Below are 24,683 nucleotides of genomic sequence, written 5' to 3'. Positions count from 1 at the left end.
TCACCCCACCCCGCAATACCATAGAACCAAGGCATCACCGAAGAAGGAGACCAACCATGCGGGCGACACAAGCAAGATTCCTTGACCTGCTCGGGGCGGACAGAACCCAGTTCATCATCCCTGTGTATCAGCGTGAATATTCCTGGCAGCGTCCGCAATTGGAGGACTTATGGAACGACGTGACGCTGGCGGGTGAGGATGGCATGACCCATTTCATCGGCTCGTTCCTGTATATCCCCGAAGAGGACAGCACCGCGACAAGCATCCACCGCAAGCTCCTCATCGACGGCCAGCAGCGCATGGCCACGCTCTCTTTGCTCCTCGCCGCACTGCTCGATTATCTGGACGAGGATGATTCCCGCGCGCAATTTCTCACCGATCTCTCCCCCAAATCCTTGCGCAAAAGCTACCTGTTCAATGATGACTACCGAGGAGAATCACGGTACAAGCTTGTCCTGTCGATGGACGATAAGACAACCGTGCATTCCTTGGTCGACGGCAGCCCCCTGCCGGAGCACCCGGTCCGTCTTCTTGTGGACGCCAAATCATTCTTCTCTAAAAGAATCCGCGAAGGGCAAACCTCCCCCGAAACGCTGTGGAACGGCTTGAACAAACTGGTGATCATCGACACGGAGCTCAACCCCAATGAAGACAATGCACAGCTCATCTTCGAGTCGATGAATTCCAAGGGCAAACCCCTCACCCCGATCGACCTCGTGCGCAACTTCATGCTCCTGTCACTGTCGAACGACCGGCAGAACGAGCTTTACGACCAGTATTGGCGCCCTATCGAACACCTGTTCGGGCAGGGTGCCGAGAACGAATTCAACACCTTCCTCTGGTATTGGCTGTCTCTGAAGATTCCCGAGCGCGCACCCAAGCAAGAGAACGCCTATCACGATTTCAAGTATTATGTGCAAAGCCGGAACCTCGACCGGGAACCACAAACCATCCTCTCCGAACTGCTTGCGTATGCGACACGATACGCTCGCATGTTCCTCAGGCAGGAGCCCGACCCCGATCTCAAGCGCAAGTTCGACAGGATCAACACTCTGGATGTCAGACCCGCACGTCCGCTGCTGATGTGCCTGTACACGCTGATGGACGAGCACAAACTCACCAAAGACGAGTTCGGCAGGATGTGCGACATGGTTGAATCCTTCCTGTTCCGCCGCATGACGGTAGGCAAGTCCACGCAAGGGCTGAACAAAATGTTCGCCGGAATGTACCGCAGACTCGATGACGCCGATAATCCCCAAGAGTGTCTGACCGCACTGTTGCTCGCACCCGAGAAGGATTCCACCGGTTACTTCCCCGATGACAGCCAGTTCGCCGACGCACTCACGACTCGTGACATATACCGCGGCCTTAAGAAAGGAAAACAGTATCTACTGGAACGTCTGGAGGACTCGTACCATCCGAAGGAGCCTGTCAATACCGGCATGTACCAGATCGAGCATGTCATGCCGCAGACCATCGATGATTCCGCCGCATGGCAGACCATGCTCGGCCCGGACTGGCAGACCATTCACGACACGTTGTGCCACACGCTGGGCAATCTCACACTCACCGGTTACAACCAGGAATATTCGAACAGGCCGTTCCCGGATAAGCAAAACCTCAACCCCGGAGGGTACAAATACAGTCCACTCAGCCTGAACCGCTATATCGCCGATTGCACTGTGTGGAACGCAGAAACCATCCATGAGCGAGCCGCCGCGCTCGCTGATAGAGCTTGTTCAATATGGCAACGCCCCACACTCGAGGATGAAATCATCGACCAATACCGACCAAAATCGAGAGCCACAACCCGCTCCACCGACTGGACGATTGAAACCACGCAACCGGAACTTGCGACCGGCGGCAGATGCCACGACTTGTTCGAACAGCTGCAACAAGCCATCGTGAAAACACAACACGACTGGACCTTCGGCGTGAAAAAGAACTACGTCGGTTACTACACCGATAGCGGTAAGTCCCTGCACATCGTCATCAAGGCACGTCCTAGCTCCACGAGTCTCAGCATCGGCCTCAACATCACCATTGATAGTCTTGATGATCCAAACGGCTACGCGCAAGATAAGCGACCATACGGATTTGAAGCAGGGTGCATGACACGGGTGGATGTGCACAGCGCGGAGGACATTCCCGAAGTGATGAGGCTGATCAATCAGTGTTGATTGCCGATTGTGCTGTGGCAAGTATGCCGCTTGCCACAGCACAACCAGTTACCGCTGTGCACCCCGTGCTAGCCACTCACACCAGCATCTCTGCTCATCACTTCCCGAACTTCTCGTCCACGAGCTCCTGCAGCGTCCCGCTCTTCGCGGCTTCCGCGGCATCCGCCTGCACAAAATGCGTGGTGGATGCCTTGAGCTGGTCATTGAACCCGAGGATGTAATTGGTTGCAATCAAATAGATGATGCGGGTCGGTGCCATGCCGTACACCTGATGCTCAAAGATATGCTTGATGCGTTCTTCGCCATCCGGGAACAGCTGCTTCATACGTTCGCTTCGGTAGAGCCGCTTCACAATCTCCGTGATGTACAGGCCTGATTTCATGAACAGGTCGGCGAATGTGGCGTCAGGATCGTCGAAGCATCCCGGATTCTCATGTTCCAGCTCGTCCACCATTTTCTCCACGACCCAGCGCGGAGTGAAAATCTGGTTAGTTTTCTGTGGCGGAATGTAGTCGAAGATGTCTTCGGTCTGGGAATCATCGAAGTAGTTGGCGAGCTGTTCCTTCTTGTTGAGGAACTCCTGGATGGCGTCGTTGAACACGGTTTCATCGAAAACGTGCCCGTCGTAATGCTTCTTCTCTCCGGTAACTTCATCCCGGTAATCGCCACCATCACGCAGCAAACGGAATTCCTCTTCAGTAATGCCGGTCACTTCATGGAATACGTCGTCTTCGGTATAGTCATCGAAATTGCCCAGCCTGAGATCACGGTCACCGTACGCCATGACAAAGCTCGGGATGGTCCGAGTGAAGCCGCGCAGATGAGCGCGCATGATGTCTTCATCATTTTTCTTCTCATGTTCAGCCTTTATCGTCTGTGCTTGCCTACTGACGTTCTTGATTTCTTTGTCTGTAATCTCGTTGATCTGGCTGACTATGTCTTTCATCATAGTTTCAGCATCTTTGGCGAGTTTGACCGCATTATCCTTCAACATCTGCATGCGCTCGTCCGGGTCTTCGGATTGCTCGAGATTCTCCGTGTACGCCTGCCTGAGCTCCGCCTGCTTCTGGTTGAAAGCATCGCGTTGTTGCTCAACCACTGCATCGAAGGCATGGTTGACATTTTCGGCGAGTTTCTTGCTGTCGCGTGCGTTGAGGTTATGCTTCTGCACAATCGGGGCGATAACCTTCTCACGGAACTGCTCTTTGGCTTGTTTTGCCAAGAGGTTGGTATCCGTGGTCATATCCACGTGTGACAGATAACCGGTGTCGGGATCCTGGCTCTGCTCAATCGTAGGGATGGGCGGGATATCCACAGGGTCGATGACCATGATTTTCTCATCGCTGAATAGGTCTTTGACGTCTTTGTTGACATCGGCATCGTCGATGACCGGGTTCCCGTCCTTGTCCAAGGTGAAGTCCGCCGGCCGAACCTCCATGTCCTTCTTGGAATGCTTCTCTTCCTTGGCTGGTTCGAGCTTGTTGAGAATATCCGTGATTTCTTTGGGGGCTCCGAAAATGCCGGCGATGTTCTGGAACAGGAAGTTGCACAGGAAGCGACGTTTGACGACTTCCTGGCTCTTGATTTTGCGCGGGATGGACATGACCTTTTCCGCATCGAGCTGGACCATACGGCCTTCGTCGTCTTCACCAATCACCGGGAAGAAGTTCAGCAGTCGTTTCACTTGTTCGGCTCTTGAACCGGACGATGCGGCGTGAGCGCCTGTGGTCGAGTGGGAAAGGTTCTCCGCAAACTCTTCGAAGATGGTCAAGGTACGCACGGGGTCGAAGTCGAAGACGTAGGCGGTCTCCTTGCGCATTGGCTGTGGCTTGCCGTCCACCTCAGCAGTGATGGTGCACGGATTCTGTGCCCTGAACGCCGCTTGCATGTATGATGAAGCGCTGTTCAGGTTGCACAGCATGAGCACGCCACTCCACTCGGGAACGGTCACGCCCACGGTCAGTTGCCCAACGCTCAACGTGATGGTGCGGGGATTGTTCGCAATGGCGTTTTTCACCCGCTCGAGAGCGGTCGCTTCCACCTTGTCGGCGTCGTCGGGGTTGACGAGCGACTCACCGTTCTCCGTGAGCGGCTGCTTGCCGTCACCGGCGGCAACCACAACCTTGTACCCTTCGAAAGCGGGCTCCTGTTGGATGAGCTTGGCGAGCGCTTTGCAGCTTGCCACGCGGTTGAGGATCCACAGCGTATGCGAGAGCTGGGCACGGAGTTCCGGAGTGGAGAACGGGTATTTCTCCAGCGTCGTCAGGTTGTGGAGGAAATCCTTGACGGCATCCTCGTGCACGAAGGTGCCGTCGCGTTTGGTGGCGAAGAACTCGTTGAGGTCGAACGCATATTCTTCGTTCTCACCATCATCGTCCACGTCGGCGCCTTCACGAATCTTGCTCGTGATCATGTCGGACATGCGATAGGTGTACATCTCCATGCGAGGAAGTACCTCGTATGGATTTGAGTTCTCACCGTCGGCGCAAGCCTGCTTCGCTTCCTGCTCGTCCACGTACGTCCAGTTGAAGATCTGGTCGTCCGAGAACCGGCCTTGGGCGAGCGCCTTGAATGGGGTGCCGGACAGGTACAACGTGTGTTTGCGGTTGATTCTGTCGAATGCCTTTTCGGTCAGGGAGGTATCAACGCCTTCTTGTGATTCGTCGACGATCAGCAGGTCGAATTCCAGCTCGCTAATCCAACGGAGCTTGTCCACCCCGTCATACGCGCCGAAATACTTCGACGTCTTCAGTCCTTGCAGGGACTCGAACGCGATCATGCCTTTGTAATCGGGGTCAGAGACGGAGATGATGCTGTGGGAATTGAGAAATTCCTGGTATTCCTTGCGCGTCATGATGCCTTCATTGGCATGCGCGCTAAGCTTGGCGTGCTGGTCCAGTACTCCCTTATTGTCTGTGACGAACAGGTAGGGGTATTGCCAGCCGATGAATTTCTGGAAGTCATTCAGCCACGAGTCGGAGATGCTGGGACGGTTCGTGACGATGAGCACGTTCTTGAATCCCATGCGATGCACCAGATCGTAGGCGGTCAATGTTTTGCCGAAACGAGGCTTGGCATTCCAGAGGAACTCTTTGCCGCCATTGGCAAAATAGCGCTGAGTCATCTCCACAGCCGCAGCCTGCTCGTCCCGCAGCGTGTAGGTGGTGCCTGAGGCGATGTCATAGTCGCGGTGAGCGAACTTGGTGAACTCGGCATGCGCCGGATTTGGTTCGATATGGAACCACTCTGTTCCCGGTGTACGCTCCACATGCTTCTGGTTCATCAAATAGCGATGGAAATCATGATCGGTGAACGTCTCAAAAGAACCATCCAAGTACATGGCCGGTTCGGTCCAGCGAAGGTCAGCCGGCACATTGATGGTGTGGCTCTGCTGGTTGATGCGATCGGCCACCGACTGCGTGGCCGTATATCCGATCTTCGTCCAGCCATTGTGATCCGGGACCGAGGGCGTCTGATAGGCGTAGATCATCGGACGGATGCGCTTGAAGGGGTTGATGTTCGGCGTGTTGCCCATGGTCACTTCATCTCCTTCACGTTCTTCTCGATGAAGTCGATTTCCTCATCGGTCAGGTTGTACTTCTTGTACAACTGCTTGTCGATATCCGCAACGGACTGGGACCAGTCGATAGCGGAGGATGAGGTGAAGTCTTGGAGGGGGACGTACTTGAACACACCCGGCGTCAGGTGTTGCGTTGTTTTTAGAATGCCAAGGAGGGCACGGGCGAATTTCGTCTTGATGTATGCCAGGCAGCTCTCTGCTTCGCCTTTGGAACCAAAATTACCAAGGCTGATAAAGGTTTCTGTAGACCCGACTCCTGGTCCTGCAACGATAGGATCTGAAAAGACTTCGCCGAAATCGCCAGCTCCGTTTGCCGCAGGAAGGAACACTTTCCATGAATCAAGATTCTCGACATGATTCACATACTCGCGCCGAATGTATTTAGTCACACGATTATTGCCCTCGCGCCCAACAATACGAAGATAGTTATCACCATCCTTTGGTTTCTCACCAAGCAAAATATGCGGCAAACGATTGAACACATTCGATTTCAAATCAAACGCATGGCCGCTGCTCATTTTTTCAAGGGCATCAGGAAAATCGTCATGCATCTTCTGCGTGAACTTATAAGAATACGCGGAAAGCACTTCTGAAGACAAAGGTAGAAAAGCCGGCGAACCAGTGACCTTTTTCAATACGGACGCCATCTCACGATAAGGGACAAATACTCCAACAGGTTCATACTGCTTACTCGCATTATGCAGAGTTACAGCCACTCCCCCTTTGATGTCAGTATTAGTAAAGACGCGCTTGCTGTCGGCCTCGTACCACAGAACCTTAAGGTGCTCGTCATTGAGCATCCTCTCATTCCAGGCCTTCGGCGTGCTGCCTGCATCGAAAAGGAAGCGCGCGGGATGAATCATCTCTACGACGTTGCCCAACTTGTAAGAGGCGTCTAGGAACCGGTCGTAAATCGGCTTCGCATAGGTTTTGTTATCACCTTCCACCTCTTCCTGATACGGCGGATTGCCGATGATGTAATCGAATTTCATGGTTGCCTTCCCTCTCTCCGAAACCAATACCTGGCTTCGATTCGAACTCCAGTCGTATATACGGCATCTTGAGATACGTCTGGCCGCAGGCACCTCTTGTGAATCTTCGAGTCCCGCTGACTCGAAGAGGTCCATAGGGGCATCACTAGTAGTGTCAAACGGGATGCGGTATGTCAGCCCGTCCATCTGCCACACGTTCCACACAATGATGTTCGCAATCTTCCGCAGCTCCCGATCGGTCGCCTCTCTATGCCACCTGTGGTCAAGGTATTCTTCGAATGTTGCGAGCAGATTGAGTCGCGCAATCAGCAGATTGTCACCTTGGAATTCATAACCAAACGTACTGCGGAACGCAAGAAGTACCCAGTGCACCCACTCGTCTTCATCCACAGCGTTCTCGTCAACCACACGCAATTTGCGGTCAAGAATGCCGATACGCTTCTCCACCGGGACAGGCTCCCCCGTCGCCGCATCGTACCTATTGACAAGGAAAGGTGCCTCTCCACACGTGATTTCCAGACGTGTCGAACGCACATAGTCTTGCCAGGTCTTGCCCTCTGGGAATTCGACCCGCTGAGTACGTTCACCGGATTCATCAGTGAATACGTGTTGCGCACCGAACCAATCATCATCCAATGCATCAATCATCATGGCACACACCCACATCGGCGTGAATACCTCGGCATGCGTTCTGGTCCGCTCGGACTGCTGCTCCTGATGCTTCTGAGCCCTACTGCGGATAAGACCTGCATGAACCCCGGTAATCAGCTCCGGAGTGATTTTGCTGTCATGCGCATATGCCGTGCCGCGTTCCGCGTACATGTCGGTGCCCCACAGGATGTTCCTCTTCGACGTCTTGTCCTGCAACAACAGTCCAAGCACACGTCGTTTGTCGGCGCGCATCACATCAGACTGAATGTCGCAAGACACGTTCATCCCCTCCTCGCAGGCTCCGGTTTCGCGTCAAAACACCAGATTACTCCGGGAGGGGTATTGGGCAAAATGCGAGGCAGAAAGAACACACTGCGACAATCCTACGAGAAGCATCGATGTAACTTCAACCCACTAAATCAGTCAACATCGGCCGTTTCAGTTGATCAATATGACGATTCAGCTTCGGCAAAATGCCAGGAACAGATCTATACTTTTTGACGCCGCTCTCCTCTTGCTCGTAATTCCATATTCCTTTGCCTTCTTTGAAATCATTTTTTGTAAAATCATTGAACTTTGCAATAAGTTCGCTGAATATATTATATTTTACGAGTAGAACACGTTTTTTATTGTCGAACATCTGAACATAGGGGTTTCCGCATTTGACAATAATGTCACGTGCTAGATAAATATTGGAATTGGACAGGTCGTTCTCAGACAATACAAAATTTAGTATCGCTAAAATAGATTCACTGTTCAAGCTGTGGAGGTCGCCACGCATCAGCTTCTCGATAGTACCAAGCTTGTCTATCTTATGCGCAAACACTCCCAGCAGTGTCTCGTCGCAACCTCCCTCAGCATCAATATTGCTTTTCACGGCTGTCAGCAGATGTTGATAATCCGCATCATGAAGATACGTTTCCGGCTTTTGGAGTATCATCTGCTGGATTTTACGAAGACGATTATCTGAAATAGATATCACATCACACGCTTCATTTGGATCAAGGAGCTGACTCGATACATAAGTCGGAAACTCTTCAGACTTCTTCATCCACTCGAGTCGCGCTTTCCTGTTATCAGCTGGAATCATCTTAAATGCTGTCAAAGTATCCGTGACTATCGGCTTCTCGTCCAATAATTTTGCATAGGCATCAGGATGTTTTTCGAGATCGAAGACGGACTTGTCACCAACCTTAATCTGTTGAGTCAACTCATCAGGCAACGGAGATTCAAGATCAAGCGAGCGAACGAATTCTACTTTCTTCTCCATATTGCAGTCGGCTGAAGGTACATTCAATAGTTCGACAACAAGCTTCATCTTGTCAGACTCCGAGATATCGTCCACAGAGTCAAATGATTCCTTAGAATTCATCCATTTGTATACGGCTTTTCGCGACTCGCTTCTAGTAAAAGCAGTAAATGCTGACAGTAGGTTCCTCGCAGTAAACTGTATTGCATTGTTGTCGAGTAGTTCAAAGAAGAGGTAATGGTCGTACTGTTCACATACCTCCGGAGCCATCTTCTGAGATAAGCCGGCCTTCAATTCCCCGGGTTCAAAACAACTGACTTTGACGTCATCCGCTCGCTTCGCAATCACATCTTGGATTACCTTCTTGCCGCGATTACTGAGAGTAGTCTCAGGCGGATTATCTCCAGGCCCCACCTCGCCATTGCTCTGCGCACCATCCAGCGCCATGATTACATCACACATCACATAGATAATTGTGTTGTCAACATCATCGGTCGACGTTGTGTCATCGAATGAAAATGAATACTCCTGCTTCTTCAACATGCGCAGATAGGCTTCCATGAGCCTGGTGACATATCGATAAACGTTCAGTGAAATTGCCTTGATTCTATTGAGAGGAGGAAGAAGACCTTCCTTCAATGAACTATCGAGAGTTCCGAGCGCCGAAAGAAGGTTTACTCTAGTGAACGAATAACCATCATGGTCAATAAGGAGCATACGGAGAGCCCTGCCCACAGCGCCCAACTCCGGTGCAATGTATCCGGCACGCTTTAGTATCCGGTCGAAAACCTCGGCCCGCTCCTTTGTCAGCGAATCATCCTTCAACGCCGCTATAGAGCTGCCGTGCAGCCGAATGAAGTTGGCAAACCCTTCAGGTACTTGATATTCGATATCAGGGGCTAAATGTCTAAGCACTGCGTCTAGATATCCGCACAAAGCAGCTGGCTCGAGCGCATCTGACGCGTCATCTGTCAAGAACGTCAGTATCTGCGGACACCTGCCTGCAAGTAACTCGAGAATCTCGGTTGTCCTATTGCCCTCCTCACCGAGGAATGCTTTGAGAAATTCTCTTGAAGCATCATCTTTCAAATCACACAAGTATGAAATGACCAGTTTCAGTGTCTCCTTGTCTTGATTCCCCTCGGATTCCAACAAATAATTGAGGATGTCGATATTCAACATCCATGCCTGTCCCAACAGGGAGGTACCGCGTGATTGCACGCGCTTCAGTACGCTCTTGACATCTGCGTTATCAAGATGGAAATAGAAATCAGGGGCATTCTCATCAATGTGATGAATCGTAAAATCAAGAGCGTTTCTAGTTATTCCTTCATCTGAATAAACAGTGGAATACAACTTATAATCCTGCCGTAGCCATCCGCCATCAATCAGGTGATACAACAACGTATCGCTTTCGTGCAAGTCATCCTCAAGATATTCAGCCAGAGTTTGACCTGCTGATTCCTTATCAGTGTCATCAATATCTAGATTTGTTTTACATTCTACGTCATGAAGAAGGAAGGCCCAATTCCCAGTTCTCAGATTCTTCAGACGCGTTTCAATCTCATACCCCTCTCGTGTAAGCGCATCCCATGTAAACTGGTCGATATCTATGGATCTGTCTAGGTATTGTTCAAGGGTGGACCTACTTGGAGAGATTTCAAACACTCGCGAATAACCGCTATACAATTCGATATGGATTTCTTCATTCTCCTTTTTGCTTGATATTTCTCTCCATGTGCTTGCCTTCTTCAATTGCTCTTCATCATTATTGTCAACACGAAGCAACCATTCACTTGCATCTAATCCAGAAAGCGACACGGCAAATGTTTTTACATCGCGTGTCAAGTCAGCTGCATTGGCATTTGCTTCGTGACCCTCTGAGACCATCTCGATCTTGCGTTGGTGTTCTTGTTTCAACTTTGTCTGCTTAGGAATGCTGCCCGCAACAATGTCCCGAGCTATGGAATATATCTTATCAACTTTACTTTTGCCGTTTTTCATACTTGCCGCATCGGCAAGATAGTAGTTGCGATAAATGAGGAATCCGAGAAGATACTTCGGCGACAGACCAAGGACGTTCTCGATATCTTTCCCGTCTTCTAATCCGATATGCAGCTTTGTGCAATACACAATGAAATCATTTCGGATAGTAATCCAGGTTCGTTGATCCGGAATATATCGTGCGACATCCTCCAAGAGGTCACCGACACCCTCCATCTGAGTAATCTTGTCGCCCAGCGTACGGCGGGCCATTTGGTAGGAATTGGCCGGATTCGCAAACGGGACAACTGGAACAATCAGATCGAAGAACTTCGCACGCGCGAATGCCTCTGCGTGATTGTGATCGTCATCACAATCATTATTATTGCCACTCTGATGTGCAGAGGAAGCGGTGCACTGATCATCAAACACGGCATCACTTATCGCGTATATGAAACGTATTACTCTCTTTCTAGCAATCTTCGGGTCATCATTGAGGATTTGGTTTAACTCTCGTAACGAATCAAAAATCTCAGGACTTTCAAACCTGTCGAGATCTTCAAAAACTACAAGCTCTACTTTCGATTTTTCAAATAAATACACAATCTCATCAAGGTACTGGTCAAAGTATGAATCTACGCCTTTGTCCAGTTTGATAGAAGCCCCACCAGCATCAACTTGCAATATTTTCAAGTTGCTATTCATCAGACAGTAGCATACTGCGCAAGATAAGAGAAACAGAAATACCGCCAGAGCCAAATAACCAACTATCGGCGCATTTGAATTATTCTTCAACTTCGCTTTCAGTAGAGGGAATTCCAACAATATATTTCCGAAAGCACTAAGCTGTCCTCCGAAAAATATTCCCAGAAATACAACTAAAAACAAGCTGATGCACAATGCGCAGGGCAGCAACCTTGGAACGCTCACTTCATGAATACGATGAAACCTTGAAAGCGGAACATCCTCAGGTTTCGCCCCGTACAACAGTTGTTTTACAATCTCGCGTTGTATTTTATTGGTCCGGGAATCTACCGAATTGCCGTTGCTTTCTGGAGTGCTTTCAGTGGAACTACCACCGAATTGTCCGTCGTCATGTATGTCGTCATCGATACGGGACGCCAATGGAGCAAGAGAAATGCTCTTCGTGCGACTGCGGAAATTTCGGCCACTGCCCTTCGCCGCGATCCTAAACCGCTTACCGACCTCAAAATCCTCAACTACTTTCTCAAGAATACTGCTCTTGCCCGAGCCATACACCCCCGATAACGCGATGTTATGCAGCTTACCTTCACGGTCATTTTCGATTGCGCTTTCAATCGCATCGACGTACACACGGTGCTCTCCCTCGATATACCGCGGGTATAGCGGCTGCAATTCCGTAACTCCCAATTTGTTATCAGAATCACCGTTCTCAGACGCGGTCGTCATCTTGCCACGTTTCCACATATCGAACTGCTCTCCTTCTCTCCCTTGTTCTGATGCAGATGCGAACTCGCGAGAATAGCCTACCTCGCGCGAAATTAAGACCGCTTCGTTCCCATTGATGTTATCCAACTATACAGCTGCATTTGCTTGTCGCGTCAATTCGTCAATCCTGCTTCGGGAGCAGTCGAACCGGAAAAAGGAAATATATGTGAAGATGTAAGTCCCAAATAATTACATACTAGATTTTTATTTTTATCCGGTACGAAAACTAGCACAATATACGTGTTAGCAGGAACATCAAAATCCATATGGGGCAACTCTTGACTGATGATTCCAAAAAGCTTGCCAAATAATCCTTGGACGCGTATGACTCCGCCTGACAGGCCTTCAGCGCGACAACAAGCGCGCGTCTGCTCAGAAAAGGGAGAGGGAATTTCACAGCCTATGCAATCCAATCTAATGCCAGATTCACCATTGGCCGCATACACAACTTCCCCTTGTTCTTCATGCCAATCAAGTTTTTTCTCTTTACCTGTCTTGTTATGGAAATAAGGGTTGTAGATGTGTTGCGCAATTCTACTAGCAGGATATATGGGCGAATCAGTGCGTGACAGCGTCTCCGGTTGTCTGCTATTTGGATTCTCACCGTCACGCAAACGTCTCATGCATTCGTCGAGAAAACATCTCACTTCGTCATCGAGACAATCAAATGAATCAAAGGATTTATATAGTCCGTGACCGTTATCAAGGTAATCGCGCAGTCTTTTCTCTTGCCTTTCCTTCTGTCTCTGGTCCACAATTATTCCCGTATATTTATCATGTTGTACAGATTCCTCAATCTCATGCACTGTTCCTGATAACGATTCGTTCGTCGGGCTACCCAACCGCGTGTTGAATAAAGCTAATGTGGCATCACACCGCGTTTCAGCATGAAGATCAATAACGTTCTGCCCATTCATGACCTCAGCAGTGGCAGCAATGTCCTTCTGCCACTCAAATGGATAAAAACGAATACTCGTAGAACGATGTTCACTGTTCCAGCGATTGAAGCTTTCATAAACTCTCTCCAGAACATCTTCTGCAACATCCCCGGGATGCGAAATCAGCACGTTTACTTGCATGCCTGTATCATAAAATCAGCAAAGGATAATTTTCATTATTCTTATGAAATTCCGATTACAGGGCAGAGAGCGTCCCGCATGCACGCCGATTATCACCTATCCAAGTTCCTCATCTCCGTCAAGTTGAGAATCTACGCCCGAATCATGTTTCTTTTGCACGGGTGACAATTCTGCAAATTCTTGAACCGGCAACGGAATCTTAAAGAACTCGTATGGGTGTTTCTTGATTTGCTTCAATTGACCTTTGGCATCTCGAGTCCATGAAATTCCTGCTGAATCAGTAAAACCAATGGATGCATTGAATCGAATCCCCATCCCCGACGGCGGACGAGGAACGGTAACCTGATATTCTCCAGGCGGTATTGTACCAACGGGAACGGCATATTCGCCAGTGAAAAGTTCAGGCGCTGCGCCTTGAATTGCCCCTGTCGATATCACTCCGTCGTAAACAGGCTGCGTGTCTCCATTGCGGACATTCACAACAAGATGTCTGTCATCCCCCGAAGTATCGACATCACTCGTTATCATCCACGCTGATACAAGAACAGCTTGAGCTCGAATCTCATTCTCATGCTCCCGGCTCTTCGAATACATGAACTGTTCTCGAGAAATTTCATTCGCCACATTCGATGATTGAATCGAGATACATGAGAGAACAATGCCAAAAACAGCAATCACTGTAGCTATAAATGTTGAAATCGCTTCTATCGCACTGTCATATTCTGTAGCCCATTTCATGAAATTATCAAATATATTCAATATCTTTCTCCTCACATTGAAACACTTCATGAATCTCTCAACCCGCTTCATTTTTTAGACTCACACCCCTGCAATACTCACTCGCATATATTAATGCTCATCAAGCATCTAAGATAATACAGAATCGATGTCTATTTCAGTTTCCACTTGAAAACCAAGAGCTACTATGCTGCCCGCTACAGAATGAAATCCATCCTACCCCGCTCCGACCTGGCACAAATGTTGGCTGCATGAGAACATCAGCAGCCGAAATCCGTGATCACACAGCCGCAAGTCTCAAAGCACGCGCAAGAGGACTGATTGATATGACGGCAGTTCCTGCCGAACTCATCACAGCGCACCCAGCAGCATTGCTCGGTGTTACCCGCAGACTGCCCGGAAGCATTCGCGCGGTGGGAGTTTAGCCCGATTCCGCCCATCAGCCAAAATGCTCCCGGGAGAACTCGCGGATTTTGGGATTTGGCGATTATCTCCCTAATGAGAATGTTGGAATTCCGCGGTTTTTGCACATCGGCAGGAATCCGTGGTTGGGAGATTATGCATCGAATGACCCATCCGCTGTAAACTCCCGGGAGAACACGGGACTTAGCCCGCAAAGTGACCGAATCGCACTCATCTCCCACAACAGCACGGGACTTTACCTGTCAAACGGCCTGTTTGCTGTAATCTCCCACAATCCCCCAAGATTTCCGACGAACTCCAACGCCCGCATGGCAAATCATCCCAAACAAACCCGTCAACGGATAAAGTCCCGCACGCCAGCCCAGATACCTGCACTCGTACCAGCAAACGCCAGTAGGCGCCAGCCGGCACCATACCGCGCACCAGCCCACGCACGCCAGCAAGCACCAGCACGCACCTGCCCGTGCCCGCCAGCACCGCTCCGCCCTACATCGATGCCGCCGTAGGATCAGCATCCAACTCCGCCCGCAGCTTGGCGATCTCCTTCTGCACACTGTCCAAGTGATGTGCAGTACTGTAATACGGTGTGTCACGCCGTCCATGCGCCAAGTCACGGTAGTGGATAATCTCCAGCTTCTCGTAATACTCAAGCGCCTTGAGCGGACTGCGCTTGACTCCCCTGCCGTCACGGTACGCGAGCGCCAGCCGGCGGTACAGGGACTCCTCGTTCTCGGCGAACCAGTCCTTCATGTCATCGTCGGTCATCTCGTCGAGAATCTCGAGATACGCCTGCACGGCTACCCTCTCGTTGCGCGGCACGCCGTAGCCGTTGAAGAACATGTCAGCCATCTTGTAGCGCGCTTCAGGGTTGGTGGGGTCAGCGAGATACGCCACGCTGTAGCAAGTGCAAGCCTTCGCATCATCACGCATGGTCCCGTGGGCGTACTGGTAGCAGTACCCCAGATTCAGCGTCGCCCGGATGCCGCCACGTTCCGCAGCAGCCTTGTAGTATTCGAACGCCTTAGCGTAATCCTGCTCGCCGAGCACACCATCGTAATAGTACGAACCAAGCAAGGTCATGGCGCCGGTGACGCTCAGCGATACATCAGGCAGGTCATCGCCGGAATCAGGTGTGGTGCGGATCACTTCTTCCAACGTGGAACGCACGAAACTCGCCGCCCGTCCGCCGACTACGCTTCCGGCGTCCTGCATGATGCGATGCGCGGTGGGCACGAACAGGTTCTGCACGACCGCCCACACGGGTACCCCACTCTGCTCGTTGATCTGTCGTTCGATGTTCTGCAGCGTTTCAACGGTCACCGGCCCCATCTCGTCGTGACTCAGTGACTCTTCGAAGGACATGTTCTCATCGTCATCGAAATCGTCCATGGTCTTCCCTTTCTTCTGGCTGCATCATGATGCTTTGCATCGCTTCACGCTGCATATCTCGCGGCCCTCCGCCGCCAGCTGCCGCGCCTCTTGCGGCATCTGAAATCCTTCTCCTACTCTACGCGACACAGGGTGACGATTCCAACTTCCGCATGATTGCAAGGCGATACGCCTGAATCTGCAGCTCACAGCGGCAAACTGAGATTGCCTGCGGTGGCCGTGCAAACGGATGCCGATCGCAATCGCCGGCAGACGGACGACGCTCTCCGTCCCTTATTTCAGTCGCCGACCCGCTGCCGCGATTGGTATCGCGCGAACTCACGCCGAAAGCCGCCGGTAAAGCTCCTTGCCGAATGCCACCAACGCCTTATCGCTCCCGGCAGGACCAATCAGACACATGCCGCACGGCAGCCCTTGCACGGTTGCGATGGGCATGCTCAAGGCGGGAAGGCCGCCGATGCCGGCAAGTGACGTCAGGCGCATGGTCTGTTTGCGCGTGCGGGCCGCAGTGTCGGGGTCATCTTGTTCCGTGAGGGTCGGGGCGACAGTCGCGGCGGTCGGCGTGAGCAGCACCCTATCGCCCACCAGTGATCTGATCATCGCGCAAGACTGTTCCAACCGTTCCAATCCTTGGCGATATGCGGTCTCGTCGATCAGCGCATCGTTACGGAAACGCTGGGCGATATCCGGGGCGATCGCATCGAAATGCCCGCTGACCCAGCCGCCGTTAGCTTGCCACGCCTCATAACCACGTACCACGGAGAAGATGTCAAGAAACCCGTCGAACATGTCAGCGTCCAAGGTGAGTTCATCCCACATGTCGGGGCAGTCGCGTCCGCTCGCAAGCGTCGCGTTGCGCATCATATCGCAGGAACGCCCGAACGCTTCGGCGACATCCGCATCCACCATCTGACTGGGCAACACGCAGACCGCCACTTCGCCGGACAATGTCGCCGTGTCCCGGTCAGGCAGCATCGCTTGCGTCACGGCATCCATAGTCTGTGCGTCGCGGGTCATCCAGCCGACCGTGTCGAATGATCCTGACAGCGGGTGCACGCCTTCACGGCTGATCCTGCCGTGCGTGGTGCGCAACCCCCACAATTCTTGATATGCGGATGGAATGCGGATCGATCCCGCCGTATCCGTCCCCAAACCGATGGTCGCCTGTGTTGAGGCTACCGCGCTTGCCGGGCCGGAAGACGATCCTCCCGGTACGCGTCCCGGCGCTCTCGGATTCGGCGGCGTACCGTAATGCGCGTTGACACCGGCAAGGGAGTATGCGAATTCGTCCGTCTGTGCGATGCCGATCACGTCTGCTCCTGCGTCAAGCAGACGTTGAACCGCGGGAGCGGAATGCTCTTGTACGGGTGCTTCGGCCAAATACGTGGGATTGCCTGCCCCGACGCGTTGCCCGGCGACCGCATACAAATCCTTGACTGCGACGCCCATGCCTGACAGCGGACCGGGGTGGGTGGCGGCGATCAGCGGTGTGCCGACGACGCGCCAGATGGTCGGATCAATGGCCCGCACCCCGGTTGTCGTGTGTGCAGCGGCACCATCACCTGCGTGCTGAAGCGGTACCCCATGTGATGTCCGGTATGCCATGTCGTTCCTCCCGTCGATCATGCAGTTTGATGATTCGGGTCACTGAACGCGCCCGATCAGCGTCGTTCCCATCGTAAGTCCGCTTGGTCAAGGGCATGTGACGACGTCAGGCGGTCGGGAATCCACGAAAAAGCATGCGATGAACGTAGGCGGGCACAAGCGCACGGCTGCTTTCAGTTACGACAGATACGACAAGCGACAGATACGGTGAGAGGCTCGCAGCCGTCATTGCAACGACTGCGAGCCTCTCATCGCATAACCGAATTGTCCCGGCGATCCCCGGAGACTCCTATGGATTCTCGGCGATGCGCAAATTCGGCGTGCTCCGACATCACTCCCATTCGATGGTTGCCGGCGGCTTGCTGGTCACGTCAAGCACCACGCGGTTGATGCCACGGCATTCGTTGGTGATACGCGTGGAGATGGTGGCAAGCACGTCATACGGGACGCGAGACCAGTCGGCGGTCATCGCGTCCTCGGAGCTGACCGGACGCAGCACAATCGGTGAACCATAGGTGCGTTCGTCACCCTGGACGCCCACGGAATGAACGTCAGCCAGAAGCACAACCGGGCACTGCCAGATATCGCGGTCAAGACCAGCCTTCGACAGCTCCTCGCGCGCGATCGCATCGGCCTCGCGCAGCAAATCAAGCCGCTCGCGGGTGATTTCGCCGATGATACGGATGCCGAGGCCCGGACCGGGGAACGGCTGACGCCAAACGATATCGTCCGGTAGACCGAGCTTGGTGCCGATGGCACGCACCTCGTCCTTAAACAGCGTACGCAGCGGTTCAATCAGCTTGAACTTGATGTCCTTGGGCAGGCCGCCGACATTGTGGTGGCTCTTGATATTGGCCGCGCCGTCGCCGCCGCCGGACTCGACGACATCCGGGTACAGGGTACCCTGCACGAGGTACTTCACTTCGGCGCCGTTCTTGCCGGCTTCTTCAATGACCTGGCGCTGGGCCTTCTCAAAAGTACGGATGAACTTCTCGCCGATGATCTTGCGCTTGCGTTCCGGCTCGGAGACACCCTTGAGCGCGGTGAGGAAGTCCTCGGAAGCGTCGACGGCGATGAGCTTGATGCCGGTCGCCTTGACGAAATCATGCTTGACCTGCTCGGCCTCGCCCTTGCGCAGCAGGCCGTGGTCGACGAACACGCAGGTCAGCTGGTCGCCGATCGCCTTGTGCACGAGGGCTGCGGCTACAGCAGAATCCACGCCGCCGGACAGGCCGCAAATCACCTGGGCGTCCCCAACTTCCTCGCGGATCTTCTTGACCTGGTCTTCAATGATGTTCGACGCGTCCCAATCGCGGTCGAGACCGGCGCACTTGTGCAGGAAGGTCTCGATAAGCTCCTGGCCACGCGGGGTGTGCTTGACTTCCGGATGCCACTGCACGCCGTAGAGTTTGCGGGATTCATCCTCCATCGCGGCGACCGGAGCGCCCCCGGTGTGAGCGAGCACCTTGAACCCTTCAGGTGCTTTCTCCACAGCCACGCCATGGCTCATCCACGTGGTCTGCTCGGCAGGGGAACCGGCGAGAATACCTTCAGCGTCATCAATGCTGGTCTCGGTCTTGCCGTACTCGCCGAGCGCCGCCTTATCAACCGTGCCGCCAAGCTCGTATGCCATAACCTGGAAGCCATAGCAGATGCCGAGCACCGGGACGCCGGCCTCGAACACCTTCTTGTCGATGCCGGGGGCTCCGGGCTCGAACACGGACGCCGGGCCACCAGAAAGGATGATGGCCTTAGGATCCTTGGCAAGCATCTCATCGGCTGACATGGAATGGGGCACAAGCTCGGAATACACGTTGGCTTCGCGCACGCGACGCGCGATAAGCTGGGCGTACTGCGCGCCGAAATCGACGACGAGCACTGGACCTTTCGCCATAGGTGACTCTCCCTATCTATACAATCGACTGGTCACAACAACATACCTATTGTTGCGTGGCAAGCCGACAACGCCGTGGTGGATATGTGGCAAACTCACAAACTCATACTGGACATGTGGGCAAAAAGCGGCATCCCAGTCGCTCCGCGACATGTGACCCCCAACACCAGATCCCAAAGTCGTGTAAACCAACCCGCCGTGTGGCAATCCGGTCACACCCCGCACCGCTACTCCCAGGAACCGACCACACCAGCAAACGAACATGAACAGAACACGCCACGCGTCAACACGCCGCCATGTTTTTCGCCGAAATGAACGTCCAAAATGTTCAGCGACTACTATATTCCTTGACATTCCGCGGTTTTTGAGGCAATGTCATCTTGCATTCACCTTCACATCTCCACCGTCTCAATCTCACAATACATCAAAATTTGACAACAGTTTCGAACACACATGCAAAAAAACGTGCAAAAGTCGTGTGCTCCACGTACGATGGTTCGCGACAGGGAGAGAAGTCCATGGACCGCAAGGCCTGAGGTCTTCTTGCCCGAATGTAAACAACCAATCGCACGAACAGTGCAGGAGTACAGGAGTACACATGACGAATCCTGTTATTGGCACCCCTTGGAAGAAGCTTGACGCTCCGGTTTCCGAGGAAGCCCTCGAAGGTGTTGACAAGTACTGGCGCACCGCCAACTACCTGTCCATCGGCCAGATCTATCTTCGCAGCAACCCTCTGATGAAGGAGCCGTTCACCCGCGAAGACGTGAAGCATCGTCTCGTCGGTCACTGGGGCACCACCCCGGGCCTGAACTTCCTCATCGGCCATATCAACCGTCTCATCGCCGATCACCAGCAGAACACTGTGATCATCATGGGCCCGGGCCACGGCGGCCCGGCCGGTACCGCTCAGTCCTACCTGGACGGCACCTACACCGAGTACTACCCGAACATCACCAAGGATGAGGCTGGCCTGCAGAAGTTCTTCCGCCAGTTCTCCTACCCGGGTGGCATCCCGTCCCACTTCGCTCCGGAGACCCCGGGCTCCATCCACGAGGGTGGCGAGCTTGGTTATGCTCTGTCCCACGCTTACGGCGCTGTGATGAACAACCCGAGCCTGTTCGTGCCGGCCATCGTCGGCGACGGCGAAGCCGAGACCGGCCCGCTGGCCACCGGCTGGCAGTCCAACAAGCTCATCAACCCGCGCACCGATGGTATCGTGCTGCCGATCCTGCACCTCAACGGCTACAAGATCGCCAACCCGACCATCCTCTCCCGCATCTCCGACGAAGAGCTGCACGAGTTCTTCCACGGCATGGGCTATGAGCCGTACGAGTTCGTCGCCGGCTTCGACGATGAGGACCACATGTCCATCCACCGTCGCTTCGCCGACCTGTTCGAGTCCGTCTTCGACGAGATCTGCGACATCAAGGCCGCGGCTCAGACCGACGACATGACCCGTCCGTTCTACCCGATGATCATCTTCCGCACCCCGAAGGGCTGGACCTGCCCGAAGTTCATCGACGGCAAGAAGACCGAGGGCTCCTGGCGCGCTCACCAGGTGCCGCTGGCTTCCGCTCGCGATACCGAAGAGCACTTCCAGGTGCTCAAGAACTGGCTCGAGTCCTACAAGCCGGAAGAGCTGTTCGATGACAAGGGCGCTGTGCGTCCGGAAGTCACCGCCTTCATGCCGAAGGGCGAGCTGCGCATCGGCCAGAACCCGAACGCCAACGGCGGCCGCATCCGCGAGGAGCTCAACCTGCCGAAGCTCGAGGACTACGAGGTCAAGGAAGTCTCCGAGTACGGACACGGCTGGGGTCAGCTCGAGGCCACCCGTCGTCTTGGCGTCTACTGCCGCGACATCATCAAGAACAACCCGGATTCGTTCCGTATCTTCGGACCGGACGAGACCGCTTCCAACCGTCTTGCTGCCGCTTACGAAGTGACCAACAAGCAGTGGGACGCCGGCTACCTGTCCGCCCAGGTTGACGAGCACATGGCCGTCACCGGCCAGGTCACCGAGCAGCTTTCCGAGCACCAGATGGAAGGCTTCCTCGAGGGCTACCTGCTCACCGGCCGTCACGGCATCTGGAGCTCCTACGAGTCCTTCGTGCACGTGATTGACTCCATGCTCAACCAGCACGCCAAGTGGCTCGAGGCAACGGTTCGTGAGATCCCGTGGCGCAAGCCGATCTCCTCCATGAACCTGCTGGTCTCCTCCCATGTGTGGCGCCAGGATCACAACGGCTTCTCCCATCAGGATCCGGGTGTGACCTCCGTGCTGCTGAACAAGTGCTTCAACAACGACCACGTGATCGGCATCTACTTCCCGGTTGATGCCAACATGCTGCTGGCCGTCGCCGAGAAGTGCTTCAAGTCCACCAACATGATCAACGCGATCATCGCCGGCAAGCAGCCGGCCGCCACCTGGCTGTCCCTCGACGAGGCTCGTGCCGAGCTCGAGAAGGGTGCTGCCGAGTGGAAGTGGGCTTCCAACGTCAAGTCCAACGACGAGGCCGACATCGTCCTCGCTTCCGTCGGCGACGTTCCGACCCAGGAGATCATGGCTGCTGCCGACAAGCTCAACAAGCTCGGCATCAAGTTCAAGGTCGTCAACGTGGTGGATCTGGTCAAGCTCCAGTCTGCCAAGGAGAACAACGAGGCGCTCACCGATGAGGAGTTCGCTGACCTGTTCACCACCGACAAGCCGGTCCTGTTCGCCTACCACTCCTATGCCCGCGACGTGCGCGGCCTGATCTACGATCGCCCGAACCACGACAACTTCAACGTTCACGGCTACGAAGAGCAGGGCTCCACCACCACGCCGTACGACATGGTGCGCGTCAACAACATCGACCGCTACGAGCTGACCGCTGAGGCTCTGCGCATGGTTGATGCCGACAAGTACGCCGCTGAGATCGACAAGCTGGAGGCCTTCCGCGACGAAGCCTTCCAGTTCGCGGTCGACAAGGGCTACGATCATCCGGATTACACCGACTGGGTGTGGCCGGGCGTGAACACCGCCAAGCAGGGCGCCGTCACCGCCACCGCCGCAACCGCTGGCGACAACGAGTGATTGAAGCGTCGCAAGACGCATGAGGCATAAGCCTTAAGCTCAGGAGGGGCATCGGGAACAATCCCGGTGCCCCTCCTGCCGTTTTGTTGTGGATTCGCAAGCAATATCGGAGAATATGAACCGATGCTACCCGTCTTCAGAGGTTCACCGTGTTGCGTATGCCGGGGCATACATAAGATACCGGACGCACAATGCCAAGCAACTCTCCCCACGATATCCGTCGTGTTGTGAATGCCGTAACATGCACAACTCATCAAAACACTGAAATGTCAACAGCGTCTCTCTGCGCCTGCCATGCCGAGCATACCCGGACATGCGTCAGCCGATAATGACATGACGGATGGCAGGCCCCAGCATCTGCACGGTTATGCATGTCCCGACATGCGCCGCACGACAGAACATCCTTTGAAGTCCCTTCATCGCGATTTCTTTCATTCCGCGGTAACGCGAATCGTTCTTTGCAACAGCGACACAGTGATATACCGCGAAACGCAACGACCGTACAATAGAACGGAACAGTTCACGTCCAAGCCGCGTGCATAGACGCGCGACGGCCTGAATCAAGGAGCAGTATGTCGGAACGAGTGATTTATATCGCCAGTCCAGAAGGCGGCAACGGCCGCAACGTCGTGGCGTATGGGGTGCTTGACGCTCTGACCACCGTGGCACGCACCGGGGTGTTCCGCCCGATCGCATGTCGAAAAAGCCCCATCACGCAGTCCCTTGTCGAAGCGTCGAATGCGGGTCAGGGTCTTGACGATGTGCACGGAGTATGCCCCAAGTATGCACGCGAGCACCCGCAGTGCGTCCGCCCCGACATCGTCTCCGCATACTACGACACCGTGAAAGCCAGCGGTGCCGAGGCCATGGTCATCGTCGGCACCGACGCCTCCCACGTGTTCAACCCGCACAGCTTCGAACTTGACGTCGATATCGCCGCCGACCTCAAATCCCCGGTGTTCCTGGCGGTGTGCACTATGCGACGCAATGGCGAGGAAGTGCTCGCAACCGTCGAATCCTGCCGTCAGGCGATCGAACACGGCGGCTCGGCTGTCGTCGGCGTGTTCGTGACCGGCTGCACGCCCGAGAAAGCCGCCGACGCCCGTCAGGCCTTGTCCGGGCTTGATATTCCGGTGTGGACGATTCCCGCGGTCGATTTCCCCGATCCTGAGCATGACGATGCCGCCGAACGTGCGCTCAAAGCTTTCCGCGACAACGCTCCCGCCAACGAGGTCCGGGTGGCAATCGACACCCCCTTCTGCCCCGCCACCACGCCGTACGCGTTCCAGAACAAGCTGCTGCATGGCGCCAAGGAGTCCGGCGCGACCATCGTGCTGCCGGAAGGCGAGGAAGGCCGTATTCTCGAAGCCGCGGATTATCTGCTCGAACGCGAGGTCGTCGACCTGCTGATTCTCGGCGAACGCGATGGCATCCTCAAACATGGCGACGAACTCGGACTCAAGCACCTGTCCGAGGCACGCTTCCAGAGCATGAACGATGAAACCGTTCTCGCTCCGATGATTGACAAGCTGTGCGAGCTGAGGGCCAAGAAAGGCATGACGCCTGACAAGGCGCGCGAGCAGCTCAAGGATCCGAGCTACTTCGGCACGATGCTCGTCGTGCTCGGCAAGGCGGACGGGCTGGTATCCGGCTCGGTCAACTCCACAGCGAACACCGTGCGGCCAGCCTTGCAGGTGATCAAGACCAAGCCGGGCAATTCGCTGGTGTCCGGCGCGTTCCTCATGTGTTTCAAGACGCATGTCGCAGTCTTTGCGGACGTGGCAATCACACCGAATCCGGATGCTCGTCAACTCGCCGAAATCGCCATCGAATCGGCGCGCACGGCCAAGAGTCTCGGCATCGATCCGCGGGTGGGCATGCTGTCGTATTCGACGCTCGGCTCGGGCAAGGGGCCGGACGTCGACTTGGTCGAGGAAGCCACCGCATTGGCGCATGAACAGCAGCCGGATTTGCCCCTGGTCGGGCCGATCCAGTTCGATGCCGCGTGGGAGCCGGAGGTGGCTGCAACCAAGGCGCCGGGTAACCCGGTCGCCGGGCATGTCAATGTCTTCGTCTTCCCGGACCTGAGCGCCGGCAATATCGGGTACAAGGCAGTCCAGCGTGCGTCGGGCGCCCGCGCAATCGGGCCGGTGCTGCAGGGCCTCAACCGACCGGTCAACGATTTGTCTCGCGGCGCGACCGTCCAGGATATCATCAACACCATCGCATTGACGGCGTTGCAGACGAAAGAAGACTGACCGAGGGCGGGCTGGTCCGAAGCCGGAGCTGCCGGGCAAGCCCTGTGACGAGGGGTGTACGCTCATGGATTCGCCATGGTGTACGCCCCGATTTGTAGCCGCTCACGAGTAAAGTC

Annotated in this window: 11 protein-coding genes; 3 read left to right on the top strand and 8 right to left on the bottom strand. The window is 54.3% G+C overall.

Going from position 1 to position 24,683, the window contains the following annotated elements; all coding sequences use genetic code 11:
- Nucleotides 1-56: 56 nt before the first annotated feature.
- Nucleotides 57-2,180, top strand: coding sequence for a DUF262 domain-containing protein (locus tag ACTQYB_RS01100; RefSeq protein WP_441481935.1), 2,124 nt, complete (start codon nucleotides 57-59; stop codon nucleotides 2,178-2,180).
- Nucleotides 2,181-2,277: 97 nt separating this feature from the next.
- On the opposite strand, the gene ACTQYB_RS01095 is transcribed toward ACTQYB_RS01100, so the two are convergent.
- The 8 genes from ACTQYB_RS01095 to guaA all read right to left on the bottom strand — a co-directional run bounded on the left by ACTQYB_RS01095 (nucleotide 2,278) and on the right by guaA (nucleotide 19,233).
- Nucleotides 2,278-5,715: a DEAD/DEAH box helicase family protein gene (locus tag ACTQYB_RS01095; RefSeq protein ID WP_441481989.1), complete on the bottom strand. Its 3,438-nt coding sequence runs from the start codon at nucleotides 5,713-5,715 to the stop codon at nucleotides 2,278-2,280.
- A 2-nt stretch (nucleotides 5,716-5,717) separates the two neighbouring features.
- Nucleotides 5,718-7,688 (bottom strand): Eco57I restriction-modification methylase domain-containing protein, encoded by a 1,971-nt coding sequence (locus tag ACTQYB_RS01090; protein WP_441481934.1) that lies wholly within the window; start codon nucleotides 7,686-7,688, stop codon nucleotides 5,718-5,720.
- A 121-nt stretch (nucleotides 7,689-7,809) separates the two neighbouring features.
- Nucleotides 7,810-12,192 carry a YobI family P-loop NTPase gene (locus tag ACTQYB_RS01085; protein ID WP_441481933.1) on the bottom strand — a complete coding sequence of 1,461 codons (4,383 nt, stop codon included), beginning with the start codon at nucleotides 12,190-12,192 and terminating at the stop codon, nucleotides 7,810-7,812.
- A 26-nt stretch (nucleotides 12,193-12,218) separates the two neighbouring features.
- Nucleotides 12,219-13,184: a hypothetical protein gene (locus tag ACTQYB_RS01080; protein WP_441481932.1), complete on the bottom strand. Its 966-nt coding sequence runs from the start codon at nucleotides 13,182-13,184 to the stop codon at nucleotides 12,219-12,221.
- A 96-nt stretch (nucleotides 13,185-13,280) separates the two neighbouring features.
- Nucleotides 13,281-13,973, bottom strand: coding sequence for a hypothetical protein (locus tag ACTQYB_RS01075; protein WP_441481931.1), 693 nt, complete (start codon nucleotides 13,971-13,973; stop codon nucleotides 13,281-13,283).
- Between the two features lie 858 nt (nucleotides 13,974-14,831).
- Nucleotides 14,832-15,734 carry a tetratricopeptide repeat protein gene (locus tag ACTQYB_RS01070; protein ID WP_441481930.1) on the bottom strand — a complete coding sequence of 301 codons (903 nt, stop codon included), beginning with the start codon at nucleotides 15,732-15,734 and terminating at the stop codon, nucleotides 14,832-14,834.
- Between the two features lie 318 nt (nucleotides 15,735-16,052).
- Complete coding sequence (locus ACTQYB_RS01065; RefSeq protein WP_441481929.1) at nucleotides 16,053-17,339, bottom strand: amidase family protein; 1,287 nt, start codon at nucleotides 17,337-17,339, stop codon at nucleotides 16,053-16,055.
- Nucleotides 17,340-17,670: 331 nt separating this feature from the next.
- Nucleotides 17,671-19,233, bottom strand: coding sequence for a glutamine-hydrolyzing GMP synthase (gene guaA, locus ACTQYB_RS01060; RefSeq protein ID WP_441481928.1), 1,563 nt, complete (start codon nucleotides 19,231-19,233; stop codon nucleotides 17,671-17,673).
- Between the two features lie 598 nt (nucleotides 19,234-19,831).
- Between guaA and ACTQYB_RS01055 the strand changes: the two genes are divergently transcribed.
- Together ACTQYB_RS01055 and pta are read left to right on the top strand one after the other, a co-directional pair.
- On the top strand, nucleotides 19,832-22,309 hold the full coding sequence (locus tag ACTQYB_RS01055; protein ID WP_044092029.1) for a phosphoketolase: 2,478 nt from the start codon (nucleotides 19,832-19,834) through the stop codon (nucleotides 22,307-22,309).
- Nucleotides 22,310-22,881: 572 nt separating this feature from the next.
- On the top strand, nucleotides 22,882-24,567 hold the full coding sequence (gene pta / locus ACTQYB_RS01050; RefSeq protein WP_441481927.1) for a phosphate acetyltransferase: 1,686 nt from the start codon (nucleotides 22,882-22,884) through the stop codon (nucleotides 24,565-24,567).
- Nucleotides 24,568-24,683: the final 116 nt, after the last annotated feature.

This window comes from Bifidobacterium sp. LCP19S3_E9 (genome assembly GCF_052121135.1).
Classification (GTDB): domain Bacteria; phylum Actinomycetota; class Actinomycetes; order Actinomycetales; family Bifidobacteriaceae; genus Bifidobacterium; species Bifidobacterium thermacidophilum.
The sequence above is the reverse complement of the archived record's forward strand: the minus strand, read 5'-3'. Positions and strand labels throughout refer to the sequence as shown.

Bases quoted from the DNA above. Each gene is read 5' to 3' on its own strand.
- ACTQYB_RS01075 (WP_441481931.1), bottom strand. From the start codon at position 13,973: ATGAAGTGTTTCAATGTGAGGAGAAAGATATTGAATATATTTGATAAT.
- ACTQYB_RS01055 (WP_044092029.1), top strand. From the start codon at position 19,832: ATGACGAATCCTGTTATTGGCACCCCTTGGAAGAAGCTTGACGCTCCG.
- ACTQYB_RS01095 (WP_441481989.1), bottom strand. From the start codon at position 5,715: ATGGGCAACACGCCGAACATCAACCCCTTCAAGCGCATCCGTCCGATG.
- ACTQYB_RS01065 (WP_441481929.1), bottom strand. From the start codon at position 17,339: ATGGCATACCGGACATCACATGGGGTACCGCTTCAGCACGCAGGTGAT.
- ACTQYB_RS01090 (WP_441481934.1), bottom strand. From the start codon at position 7,688: ATGAACGTGTCTTGCGACATTCAGTCTGATGTGATGCGCGCCGACAAA.
- ACTQYB_RS01070 (WP_441481930.1), bottom strand. From the start codon at position 15,734: ATGGACGATTTCGATGACGATGAGAACATGTCCTTCGAAGAGTCACTG.
- guaA (WP_441481928.1), bottom strand. From the start codon at position 19,233: ATGGCGAAAGGTCCAGTGCTCGTCGTCGATTTCGGCGCGCAGTACGCC.
- pta (WP_441481927.1), top strand. From the start codon at position 22,882: ATGTCGGAACGAGTGATTTATATCGCCAGTCCAGAAGGCGGCAACGGC.
- ACTQYB_RS01100 (WP_441481935.1), top strand. From the start codon at position 57: ATGCGGGCGACACAAGCAAGATTCCTTGACCTGCTCGGGGCGGACAGA.
- ACTQYB_RS01080 (WP_441481932.1), bottom strand. From the start codon at position 13,184: ATGCAAGTAAACGTGCTGATTTCGCATCCCGGGGATGTTGCAGAAGAT.